Below are 11,098 nucleotides of genomic sequence, written 5' to 3'. Positions count from 1 at the left end.
GCCGTCCGCCGCCGTGCCGATGGAGGGCCGCGTGGTGCTGAAGGCGACCGCCTCGGCCTGGGTCCAGATCGTGGGCGACAATCAGGACGTGATCTTCACCCGCATCCTGCGCGCCGGGGATACCTATGTGGTGCCGCCCCGCGCCGATGCCATGCTGGTAACCGGCAATGCCGGCGCGGTCGAGGTGGTGGTCGACGGCAAGTCGATGGGGGCGCTCGGCAATCTCGGCCAGGTTCGGCGCAATATTCCTCTCGATCCCGAAAAGCTGCTGAGCGGCGCCGCCAAGCCGCCGCCGCTCTGACAACAAGGCCCATCCGATGAGCGTGCGCGCCTATCGCCAGATCATCCGCCGCAAATCGCGGCAGATCATGGTCGGCACTGTGCCGGTCGGCGGCGATGCCCCGATCTCGGTCCAGACCATGACCAATACGGTCACCGCCGATGTCGAAGGCACGATCGCCCAGATCCGCGCCGCCGAGGCGGCGGGCGTCGACATCGTTCGCGTCTCCTGCCCGGACGAGGAGGCGACGGCGGCGCTGAAGGCGATCGTGCGCGCCGTGAAGGTGCCGGTCGTCGCCGATATCCATTTCCACTACAAGCGCGCGATCGAGGCGGCGGAAGCGGGCGCGGCCTGCCTGCGCATCAATCCGGGCAATATCGGCTCGGCCGCCCGGGTGCGGGAAGTCGTGAAGGCGGCCAAGGACCACGGCTGCTCGATGCGGATCGGCGTCAATGCCGGCAGTCTCGAACGCGAGCTGCTGGAGCGCTACGGCGAGCCCTGCCCCGAGGCGATGGTCGAATCCGCGCTCAATCACGCGAAAATCCTCGAAGACAACGACTTCCGCGAATTCAAGATCAGCGTGAAGGCATCGGACGTCTTCCTCGCGGTCGCCGCCTATCAGGGCCTCGCGGAGGCTTGCGATTATCCCCTGCATCTGGGTGTCACCGAAGCCGGCGGGCTGATCACGGGGACGGTGAAATCCTCGATCGGCATCGGCTCGCTGCTGTGGGCCGGTATTGGCGACACGATCCGCGTTTCCCTCTCGGCCGAGCCGGTCGAGGAGGTGAAGGTCGGTTTCGAGATCCTGAAGGGCCTCGGCCTGCGTCACCGGGGGGTCTCGATCATTTCCTGCCCGTCCTGCGCCCGTCAGGCGTTCCAGGTGATCAGGACCGTCGAGGTGCTGGAAAAGCGCCTTGCCCATATCTCGACCCCGATCACCCTGTCGATTATCGGCTGCGTGGTGAATGGCCCGGGCGAAGCGCGCGAGACCATGATCGGCGTCACCGGCGGTGGCAATGGCACCCATATGGTCTATGTGAACGGCGTGACCGATCACAAGATCGACGACGGCCATATGATCGACCATGTGGTCGGTCTGGTCGAGACGCGCGCCGCCGAGATCGAAGCGGCCAAGGCCGCGGCCGCGGCGGCCGAATAGCGACCCATCCTGGAATTCGCGGCCATGGCGGGATTTTTCCGCCGTGGTTTTCTCCATTGAACACAATCAGCATCCAAGACAGAGGAAGATCATGGCAGCCCTGCAGCCCGTCCGCGGAACGCACGACCTCATCGGCGAGGAGGCGCGGCGCCATGACCATATCGTCTCGACCTTCAAGGCGGTCGCCCATCGCTATGGTTTCCAGGACATATCGACGCCGATCTTCGAATTCTCCGAGGTGTTCCACCGCACCCTGGGCGAGACCTCGGACGTCGTCTCCAAGGAGACCTATACGTTCACCGACCGGGGCGGCGAGTCGCTGACCCTGCGCCCCGAAATGACCGCCGGCATCGCCCGCGCCTTCATCTCGGGCGGGCTGGCCAAGGATCTGCCGCTGAAGCTGTGCGGCCATGGCCCGATGTTCCGCTACGAGCGGCCGCAGAAGGGCCGCTTGCGCCAGTTCCATCAGGTCGACGCCGAGGTCCTGGGCGTGCCCGAGCCGCAGGCGGATATCGAGGTGCTGGCGCTGGGCGCCGATTTCCTCGGCGCGCTTGGTCTCGGCAGCCGGGTCGAGCTGAAGCTGAACACCCTCGGCGATACCGACAGCCGGAACAATTACCGCCAGGCCCTGATCAATTATTTCTCGGCTTATCAGGACCAGCTGTCGGAGGACAGCCTGAAGCGCCTCGACCGCAACCCGATGCGCATCCTCGATTCCAAGGACGAGGGCGACCGCAAGCTGGTGGTCGACGCCCCCCGCCTGCACGACTATCTGAACGAAGCCTCGCGGACATTTTTCGACAAGGTGCGGCGCGGCCTCGATGCCCTCGGTATCGGCTATACGCTGGACGAGCGTCTGGTGCGCGGCCTCGACTATTACAGCCACACCGCCTGGGAATTCGTGACCACGGATCTCGGCGCGCAGGGCACCGTGCTGGGCGGCGGCCGCTATGACGGGCTGATCGCCCTGATGGGCGGGCCGCAGACCGCCGGCATCGGCTTCGCCGCCGGGATCGAGCGTCTCGCCATGATGATCGCGCCGCCGATGGCCCCGGCGCGCGCCGTCGCCATCGTGCCGATCGGCGAGGCGGCGGAAGTGCCGGCGCTGCAGATCGCGCGGCGCCTGCGCCAGGCCGGCTACACGGTCGAGCAGGGTTATCGCGGCAATGTCGGCAAGCGGCTGGAGCGGGCCTCGAAACATGGCGCCCGGGTCGCGCTGCTGCTGGGCGACGATGAAATCGCCGCCGGTACGGTGAAATGCCGCGACCTCGACACCAGGGCCGAGACGGTGGTGGCGATCGGTCAGATCGAGACGGCGCTGGCGGATTATCGCTGATGAAACTGCGCGACGACCAGCTCGACCGCATCCTGCTGCGCCATGAAGCCCTCGGGGCCGAGCTGTCGAGCGGCAGCTTGGCCGCCGCCGACTTCACCCGGGCGTCCAAGGAACTGGCCGAGCTGGAGTCGCTGGCCGAGACCATTCGCACGTTCCGGGCGCGCCGGCGGGAACTGGCCGATCTCGAAGCGATGATCGCCGATCCCGCCTCGGACCCGGATATGAAGGCCCTCGCCGAGGCAGAGCGGGACCAGGTGTCGGAAAGCCTGCCGAAGCTGGAGCGGGCGGTCGCCATCGCCCTTCTGCCCAAGGATGCGGCGGACGAACGCTCGGCCATCCTCGAGATTCGCGCCGGCACCGGCGGCGAGGAAGCGGCGCTCTTCGCCCGCGATCTGTTCGGCATGTACACACGCTATGCCGCGCTGCATGGCTGGCGGGTCGAGATGATGTCGGAATCCGAGGCCGAACACGGTGGCTACAAGGAAGTCATCGCCTCGATCACCGGCGCCGGGGTCTTCGCCCGGCTGAAATTCGAATCCGGCGTGCACCGGGTCCAGCGCGTGCCGGCGACCGAGGCGAGCGGGCGCATTCATACCTCGGCCGCGACCGTCGCCGTCCTGCCGGAAGCGGAGGAGGTCGATATCGCCATCGACGAAAAGGACCTGCGGATCGATGTCTTCCGTTCGTCCGGCCCCGGTGGCCAGTCGGTGAACACCACGGATTCCGCCGTGCGTATCACCCATCTGCCGACCGGCCTCGTCGTCCAGCAGCAGGACGAGAAGAGCCAGCACAAGAACAAGGCCAAGGCCATGAAGGTGCTGCGCGCCCGGCTCTACGAGCTGGAGCGCGAGAAGGTCGATGCCGAACGCGCCGCCGACCGCAAGGGTCAGGTCGGCTCCGGCGACCGTTCGGAGCGGATCCGCACCTATAATTTCCCGCAAGGGCGGGTCAGCGATCACCGGATCAACCTGACCCTCTACAAGATCGACAAGGTGATCATGGGCGATGCTCTCGACGAAGTGATCGAGCCCCTGATCGCCGCCGACGAGGCCGACCGTCTCGCCGCCCTCGACGGCCAGGGCTGAGCGGGGCCTGCCGCCATGACGACGACGATCAAATCCCTGGTTCAGGACGCGGCCCAGCGCCTGCGCGTGTCCGGGGTCGAGGGGCCGCGGCGGGATGCTGAACTGATCGTCGGCCATGTTCTCGGGCTTGAGCGCGCGCAGATCATCGCCCGGGGCGACGATCCGGTGGACGGGGCTTCGGCGTCGAGAATCGACACCCTCGCCGCCGAACGGGCGGGGCGCCGGCCCATGGCCCAGATCCTTGGCCGGCGCGAGTTCTGGTCGCTGACCTTCAAGGTGACCGGGGCGACCCTGGATCCGCGGCCCGATACCGAGACGCTGGTCGAGGCGGTGCTGGCGGTGATCGGCCTTCGCCGCTGGCAAGCCTTGCGCATTCTCGATCTCGGCACGGGCACGGGCTGCATCCTGGCGGCGCTGCTGACCGAATGCCCGGCGGCGCAGGGGGTCGGTGTCGACCGCTCGCCCGCCGCCGCCGCCGTCGCGCGGGAAAACATGGCGGCCCTTGGCCTCGATCGTCGGGCCAGTATCGTCGAGGGTGACTGGTGCGCTGGACTTTCCGGGCCGTTCGACGTCATCGTCTCCAACCCGCCCTATATTCCGGAAGCGGATCTGGCGCGGCTCGCCCCGGAAGTCCGCCTGTTCGAGCCACGCGCCGCGCTGACCCCGGGCGGCGACGGTCTGGGGGCTTACCGCGCGATCGTCGGCCAGATCGCCACGGTCGCGGCGCCCGGCGCCATCGTCGGATTCGAGGTCGGCATCGGTCAGGCGGAGGCGGTGGCGGAGCTGATGGGGGCGGCCGGCCTCGGCCCCGTGACCGTCAGACCGGACCTCGCCGGAATCGGCCGGGCCGTGCTGGGGCGCGGTCCGGGTTAGGGTATTGCCAGGCGATGGGCAGGCATGTGCGTCATGTTGCGCTGAAAAGCCAAAAAACCCTTGGAAATCTGCACTTTGCCGGCTAGGTTCCGTTCTGGAGATTGCGCGGCGAAATGCGCCGCGGTGGGATGGGCTGCAATCTCCTCGATCATCCCGGCACCGTTGATGCCACCTGTACCGCTGTCGCGGCCACGGGTCCTGCAACCGATGCCTGCCCCGACTTCCCAGATGGAATCGACGAAAGCACTGATCGTCCATGAGACCAGGACAGCACAACAAGCGCCCGCGTGGCGGCCGACAGAACAACAATGGCGGCGGTAACGGCGGCGGCGGCGGCGGCGGGGGTGGTGGCGGTCGCAAGACCGGGCACGGCCCCAATCGCACCTATGATTCGAACGGCCCGGACGTCAAGGTGCGCGGCACCGCGAGCACCGTCTTCGAGAAATATCAGCAGCTTGCCCGTGATGCCCAGTCCGCCGGCGATCGCATCGCCGCCGAGAACTACCTGCAGCACGCCGAGCATTATTACCGGCTGATGCTGGCCAACAACCTCATCAACCCGCGCGGCACCGGCCCCTCGACGGGTCCGGGCGGGCAACCGCAGACTCCCGGCCAGGGGGGGCAGCCCGACATGCCGCCCTTCGATCTGTCGATGGCCAATATCGGCGACGACGAGACCGAGATTCCCGAGTTCGACATGGACGGCGATCGCGTGAACGGCTGATCCAGCCCGAGGCGACAGTTTGCGATGCCCGGCCCCGTGCCGGGCATCTTCGTTTTAGCCGGGCTCTGTTGACTTTCATCAAGGTGCCCGCACCCCCTTGTGTTGCACGATGGCAACACCATATGGGTGGTCGAAGGACGGTGGACCTTACATCCGCCGCACAAGGACAAGGGGATCCGGCATGGATTTCGAGAAATACACGGAACGGGCGCGGGGCTTCGTGCAGTCGGCGCAGGGTCTTGCGCTGCGCAGCGGCCACCAGCGTTTCACGCCCGAACATCTGGCCAAGGTGCTGCTCGATGACGAACAGGGGCTTGCCGCCTCGCTGATCAAGGCGGCGGGGGGCCAGGCCGAAGCCGCGCTGGCCGGCATCGAGGCGGAACTGGCCAAACTGCCCAAGGTTGAAGGCCAGGGCGCGGGTCAGGTCTATCTCGCGCCGGAAACCGCGCGTCTGTTCGAGGCGGCGGAGCAGGTCGCCAAGAAGGCGGGCGATTCCTTCGTCACCGCCGAGCGGCTGCTGCTCGCCCTCGTCATGGCGTCGGGCACGCCGTCGGCCGATGTCTTCAAGCGGGCGGGCGTGACCGCCCAGGCCCTGAACAAGGCGATCGACGACCTGCGCAAGGGGCGCACCGCCGATACGGCTTCGGCCGAGGACAGCTATGACGCCCTGAAGAAATATGCCCGCGACCTGACGGCCGCGGCGCGGGACGGCAAGCTCGACCCGGTCATCGGCCGCGACGAAGAGATTCGCCGCACCATTCAGGTCCTGTCGCGCCGGACCAAGAACAACCCCGTGCTGATCGGCGAGCCCGGCGTCGGCAAGACCGCGATCGCGGAAGGCCTCGCCCTTCGCATCGTCAATGGCGACGTGCCGGAATCGCTGAAGCACAAGCAACTCATGTCGCTCGATCTCGGCGCCATGGTGGCGGGCGCCAAATATCGCGGCGAGTTCGAGGAGCGGCTGAAAGCCGTCCTCAATGAAATCACCGCGTCCGGCGACATCATCATGTTCATCGACGAGATGCACACGCTGGTCGGCGCCGGCAAGGCGGATGGCGCGATGGATGCGTCCAACCTGCTGAAGCCGGCCCTGGCGCGGGGCGAGTTGCATTGCGTCGGCGCGACCACGCTCAGCGAATATCGCAAGCATGTCGAGAAGGACGCGGCGCTGGCCCGGCGCTTCCAGCCGGTCTTCGTCTCCGAGCCGACGGTCGAGGATACGATCTCGATCCTGCGTGGCCTCAAGGAGAAATACGAACTGCACCATGGCGTGCGGATTTCGGACGTCGCCCTGGTCGCGGCGGCGACCCTGTCCAACCGCTATATCACTGACCGCTTCCTGCCGGACAAGGCGATCGACCTCGTGGACGAAGCCGCCTCGCGCCTGCGCATGGAAGTCGATTCCAAGCCCGAGGCCCTCGACGAGATCGACCGCAAGATCATGCAGTTGCAGATCGAGCGCGAGGCCCTGAAGAAGGAAGACGATCGCGCCTCGAAGGAGCGGCTCGCCAAGCTCGAGAAGGATCTGGCCGAACTCGAACAGGAATCCGCCGGGATGACGGCGCAATGGCGCGCCGACAAGGAAAAGCTGTCCGATCAGCAGAAGCTGAAGGAACAGCTCGACGCCGCCCGTTCGGAACTCGAACAGGCCCAGCGCAAGGGCAACCTCGCCCGCGCCGGCGAGATCGCCTATGGCCTCATTCCCGACCTCACCCGCAAGCTGGAAGAGGCGCAGGCCGCGGGCGACCAGTCCAACCGCCGCGAGGCGGTGACGGATCAGGATATCGCCGCCGTCGTCTCGCGCTGGACCGGCATTCCCGTCGACAAGATGCTGTCGGGCGAGCGTGACAAGCTGATGAAGATGGATCAGCTGCTGTCCAGCCGTGTCGTCGGCCAGCCGGAAGCGGTGGCCGCCGTCACCCATGCCGTGCGGCGGTCGCGGGCCGGGCTGCAGGATGCCGGGCGACCCATCGGCTCGTTCCTGTTCCTCGGGCCGACCGGTGTCGGCAAGACCGAACTGACCAAGGCCCTGGCCGAATTCCTGTTCGATGACGATACGGCGATGGTCCGCATCGACATGTCGGAATTCATGGAGAAACACGCGGTCTCCCGCCTGATCGGCGCGCCTCCGGGCTATGTCGGTTACGAGGAAGGCGGCGTGCTGACCGAGGCCGTGCGGCGCCGGCCCTATCAGGTGATCCTGTTCGACGAGGTCGAGAAGGCGCACCCCGATGTCTTCAACGTGATGCTGCAGGTGCTCGACGACGGCCGCCTGACCGATGGTCAGGGCCGGACCGTCGATTTCCGCAACACGGTGATCATCCTCACTTCCAACCTCGGTGGCGAATATCTCGCGGCGGAGGATGCGGATCAGCACCCGGGCCGGACCCGTGATCTCGTCATGGGCGCGGTCAGGGCGGCGTTCCGGCCGGAATTCCTGAACCGGCTCGATGAAATCGTCCTCTTCAACCGGCTGGGCCGGAGCGAGATGACGGGGATCGTCGAGATCCAGCTGGGCCGCCTGCGCAAGCTGCTGACCGAGCGCAAGATCACGATCGAACTCGACCAGGCGGCCAAGGAATGGCTGGCCGAGGCGGGTTACGATCCGGTCTATGGCGCGCGCCCGCTCAAGAGGGTGATTCAGCGCAACCTGCAGAACCAGCTGGCCGAGTTGATCCTCGAAGGCAAGGTCGGCGAGGGCGATACGGTGAACGTCTCGTCCGAAGCCGGCCAGCTGGTGCTGAACGGCCGCGCGGTCGAGACCGATGCCGACGTCCTGAAGAAAAAGCCCGGCGCCGCCTTCGTCTCCCACGTCGAAGGCAACGCCTGACATCATGCGCGGGCCGCCCTCCCCCGGGATTTCGGGGGGGGGCCTGTTTTCGTCAGGTCAGGATGGCGGTCACGGCTTCGGCCAGCAGGTGCTGGCCGGCCTCGGCATCCGGCATCAGCCGGGCCATGGTCAGGCTGCCGATCATCGTGGCCAGGATGACCGGGGCCTGGTCGCGGGGGCGGCCGAGACCGTCCAGCCCGTCGGCGATCAGGGCGATCAGCCGCTGATGATGCTGTGCCAGCTGCTCCCTCGTCGCGAGCGGCAGCCGGCCGATGTCGCCGCCAAGGGCGGCGAAGACACAACCATTGCCCGGCTCTTCCATGTGCTGGCGGCTGAGATAGGCGCGCACGATCGCCGCGAGGCGCTGGTCCGCCGGGGTGGCCGCGACCAGATCACCCAGCCGGCCGACCGTCTGATCCAGCGCGGCGGACAAGGCATCGGCCACCAGGGCCTCGCGCGATGGGAAATGGGCGTAGAATCCGCCATGGGTCAGGCCGGCGTGGCGCATGATCTCGGCCAGGCCAACACCATCGACACCGCGCGTGCGCAGCAGGACGGAGGCTTCCTTCAGGATACGCTCGCGCGAGCGTTCCTTGTGGTCGGTCGAATAGCGCATGTCGGGGTCCGGCGGCTTGATATTACAATGATAATATTAAGCCGCCGGATGGCGGTCAATGCATCCCCGGTCAATCCCGCTTCGGATCGTCGGTCTTTTCCTCGGCGACCATGGCGGAAAGTACCGGCGCCTCCGCCAATTCGCCGTCGATCTTGCGCTTGCGGGCGTTGAAGGCCGCCAGATCCTTGCCGGTCAGGCGGCGTCCGGTCTGGAATTTCACCCCTTGCGGGTTGATCTGGTGGCCCGCCGTCAGGATCTCGTAATGGAGATGCGGGCCGGTGGAGCGTCCGGTGGTGCCGACATAACCGATGGTCTGACCCTGACGCACCCGGCTGCCCGGCTTCAGGCCGCGGGCGAAGCGGGACATATGGGCATAGGCGGTCGAATATTTGCCGTCGTGGCGGATGCGGACATAATTGCCGTAGGACCCGGCCCGGCCGAGCTTGTCGATCACCCCGTCACCGGCGGCGAGGATCGGGGTGCCCGTGGGGGCGGAGAAATCGAGCCCCTTGTGCATCTTGGAATAGCCCAGCACCGGGTGGCGCCTCATGCCGAAGCCGGACGAGATGCGGGCGCCATCGATGGGCGTGCGCAGCAGGGCCTTGCGCACGCTCTCGCCCTTTGGATTGAAGAAATCGGGGATGCCGTCATCGCTGGGGGAATAGCGATAGATGGGCAGGCTGCCGTCCTGGATGGTCAGCCGGGCGAACAGAATGTCGCCCCATTTCAGGGTGCGACCGTCCGGATCCTGATGGCGCTCCACGAGGACATCGAACTGGTCGCCCGGGTGAATGTCGCGCTGGAAGTCGACATCATAGCTGAACATGCGGATGAGTTCGGTGGTGACCGAATCCGGCAGGCCCGCGCGGGCCGCCGAGGCGAAAAGCGAATCATCGATCGAGCCGGTGACCCGGGCGAGGGCGAGGGTGAGTTCCGTCCGTTCTTCGACGGCCGTCAGGCGTCCATCCTCGCCCCGGGTCAGCCGGACGCGGCGGTCGACATCCGTGTCGAAGGCCAGTTCCGCGAGGCGCGGGGCATTGCCGCCATTTTCGGCGCCGGCATCATCGGCTTCCGGCCGTAGCCGCACGCTGATTTCCTGGCCGACCCGCAGGTCGCGCGGATTGAACAGGGGGCGCAGGGTCTCGACCGCGTCGAAGGCCTCGGCGCGCGAAAGGCCGCTGCCGGTCAACAGGGTCATCAGCGTATCGCCAGCCTCGACCCGCAGAATATCGGGCTCGGGAGTGCCCGCGACATCTTCGGCCGCGGGCGGCTCCACCGTGGGGTCGGCGCCGTCGTCAGGGGCCTGAAGACTGTCTTCGGACGCCATGTTGTCGGTGTCGGACGGATCGCCATCGGCGAGCGATCCCGCGGGCGCGTCCTCGAAGGCGACGAAGGCGGTCGAGACATCGTCGAGGGAAATCAGAGTCGCGACGCCGATGCCCGCGCCAAGGCCGATGCCGGCGGCAACCGCGACCGACAGCAGGAAACGGCCGAGGGGCAGACGGGCCCTGCGTTCATAGGAGTGATGAACGATGGTCTCGAGCAGGGGATTGGCATGACCCCGGCCTTCGGGATCATCGGAAAAGGGAAAATGCGGGGATGACAATTGCCGAAGCCTTCAACCGGATCACAAACTGGGGAGGGGCGCCATCGGCGCGCTGAAACCTTCTGCCGCGTGGAATGCGAGGTCAACATTTCTGTCGGCAGTGGGTGCGGGCATGGTCCGCCCCAAGGGATGGTGGCGGTCAAGATTTCTTCATTTTTGGGCTTGCGACTCATCGGAATGGGGCCTACAAACCGCGCCTCGCCGACGGGCACCGGGTGACTGGGGTTTGGCGGCGGGGCTGGCGGCGGTGGCTTTCAGATCCCTCGAAAGGGGCGAAGAAGAAAGCGGTTGACGCGGGCTGGAGCGGTTGGATATAAGCCGCGCCTCGCAGTGCCTGGAGGTAACTTCCGGTGTTGCAGTGAAGACCGGTGATCTGGTTCGCGAGGGCCACGAAAAACCGGTTGACACGAAGGGGCGGGGTTTTGTATAAGCCGCACCTCGCAGCGCCGGGTGGTAACGTCGGGTGTTGCAGTGAAGATCGGTTGGTTTGGTTCTTCGGGACTTGAAAAAAACCGGTTGACACGATGGGGTGGTGGTAGTAGAAACCGCGACCTCGCAGCGAGCCGAAAGGTGGTGCTGCAAACCGAAG

The 11,098-nt window shown here is 66.5% G+C and carries 10 protein-coding genes; 7 read left to right on the top strand and 3 right to left on the bottom strand.

Features of this window, described 5'->3' with window-relative positions:
• The 5 genes from WAZ62_RS14295 to prmC all read left to right on the top strand — a co-directional run.
• A partial coding sequence (locus WAZ62_RS14295; RefSeq protein WP_422644211.1) for a DUF4115 domain-containing protein occupies positions 1 to 301 on the top strand: 301 nt, incomplete at its 5' end.
• Between the two features lie 16 nt (positions 302 to 317).
• Positions 318 to 1,439 (top strand): flavodoxin-dependent (E)-4-hydroxy-3-methylbut-2-enyl-diphosphate synthase, encoded by a 1,122-nt coding sequence (gene ispG, locus WAZ62_RS14290; RefSeq protein ID WP_422644210.1) that lies wholly within the window; start codon positions 318 to 320, stop codon positions 1,437 to 1,439.
• Positions 1,440 to 1,530: 91 nt separating this feature from the next.
• The gene (hisS, locus tag WAZ62_RS14285; RefSeq protein WP_422644209.1) at positions 1,531 to 2,775 is read left to right on the top strand and encodes a histidine--tRNA ligase; all 1,245 of its coding nucleotides are present in this window, start codon (positions 1,531 to 1,533) and stop codon (positions 2,773 to 2,775) included.
• The gene (gene prfA, locus WAZ62_RS14280) at positions 2,775 to 3,860 is read left to right on the top strand and encodes a peptide chain release factor 1 (RefSeq protein WP_422644208.1); all 1,086 of its coding nucleotides are present in this window, start codon (positions 2,775 to 2,777) and stop codon (positions 3,858 to 3,860) included. Before hisS ends, prfA begins: the two co-directional genes overlap by 1 nt.
• A 15-nt stretch (positions 3,861 to 3,875) precedes the next feature.
• Positions 3,876 to 4,733 (top strand): peptide chain release factor N(5)-glutamine methyltransferase, encoded by an 858-nt coding sequence (gene prmC, locus WAZ62_RS14275; protein WP_422644207.1) that lies wholly within the window; start codon positions 3,876 to 3,878, stop codon positions 4,731 to 4,733.
• Here prmC and WAZ62_RS14270 read toward each other — a convergent pair.
• Positions 4,730 to 4,885: a hypothetical protein gene (locus WAZ62_RS14270; protein WP_422644206.1), complete on the bottom strand. Its 156-nt coding sequence runs from the start codon at positions 4,883 to 4,885 to the stop codon at positions 4,730 to 4,732. The two genes, prmC and WAZ62_RS14270, sit on opposite strands and share 4 nt — an antisense overlap.
• Before the next feature lie 104 nt (positions 4,886 to 4,989).
• On the opposite strand from WAZ62_RS14270, the gene WAZ62_RS14265 reads away from it, so the two are divergent.
• The gene (locus WAZ62_RS14265; RefSeq protein ID WP_422644205.1) at positions 4,990 to 5,457 is read left to right on the top strand and encodes a DUF4167 domain-containing protein; all 468 of its coding nucleotides are present in this window, start codon (positions 4,990 to 4,992) and stop codon (positions 5,455 to 5,457) included.
• Between the two features lie 181 nt (positions 5,458 to 5,638).
• Positions 5,639 to 8,287 carry an ATP-dependent chaperone ClpB gene (gene clpB, locus WAZ62_RS14260; protein ID WP_422644204.1) on the top strand — a complete coding sequence of 883 codons (2,649 nt, stop codon included), beginning with the start codon at positions 5,639 to 5,641 and terminating at the stop codon, positions 8,285 to 8,287.
• A 52-nt stretch (positions 8,288 to 8,339) separates the two neighbouring features.
• On the opposite strand, the gene WAZ62_RS14255 is transcribed toward clpB, so the two are convergent.
• Together WAZ62_RS14255 and WAZ62_RS14250 are read right to left on the bottom strand one after the other, a co-directional pair.
• Entirely contained in the window at positions 8,340 to 8,903 is a 564-nt protein-coding gene (locus WAZ62_RS14255; RefSeq protein ID WP_422644203.1) for a TetR/AcrR family transcriptional regulator, read from the bottom strand.
• 70 nt (positions 8,904 to 8,973) lie between these two features.
• A complete protein-coding gene (locus WAZ62_RS14250) occupies positions 8,974 to 10,509 on the bottom strand; it encodes a peptidoglycan DD-metalloendopeptidase family protein (protein WP_422644202.1) in 1,536 nt (511 codons plus the stop codon).
• Positions 10,510 to 11,098 lie beyond the last annotated feature (589 nt).

It is taken from the genome of Zavarzinia sp. (genome assembly GCF_049306435.1).
GTDB lineage: Bacteria > Pseudomonadota > Alphaproteobacteria > Zavarziniales > Zavarziniaceae > Zavarzinia.
Note: the sequence above shows the minus strand (reverse complement) of the source record. Positions and strands in the feature narration are given on the sequence as shown.

Excerpts from the sequence above, each read along its gene's own strand:
- ispG (WP_422644210.1), top strand. The coding sequence starts at position 318 with ATGAGCGTGCGCGCCTATCGCCAGATCATCCGCCGCAAATCGCGGCAG.
- hisS (WP_422644209.1), top strand. The coding sequence starts at position 1,531 with ATGGCAGCCCTGCAGCCCGTCCGCGGAACGCACGACCTCATCGGCGAG.
- prfA (WP_422644208.1), top strand. The coding sequence starts at position 2,775 with ATGAAACTGCGCGACGACCAGCTCGACCGCATCCTGCTGCGCCATGAA.
- prmC (WP_422644207.1), top strand. The coding sequence starts at position 3,876 with ATGACGACGACGATCAAATCCCTGGTTCAGGACGCGGCCCAGCGCCTG.
- WAZ62_RS14270 (WP_422644206.1), bottom strand. The coding sequence starts at position 4,885 with ATGATCGAGGAGATTGCAGCCCATCCCACCGCGGCGCATTTCGCCGCG.
- WAZ62_RS14265 (WP_422644205.1), top strand. The coding sequence starts at position 4,990 with ATGAGACCAGGACAGCACAACAAGCGCCCGCGTGGCGGCCGACAGAAC.
- clpB (WP_422644204.1), top strand. The coding sequence starts at position 5,639 with ATGGATTTCGAGAAATACACGGAACGGGCGCGGGGCTTCGTGCAGTCG.
- WAZ62_RS14255 (WP_422644203.1), bottom strand. The coding sequence starts at position 8,903 with ATGCGCTATTCGACCGACCACAAGGAACGCTCGCGCGAGCGTATCCTG.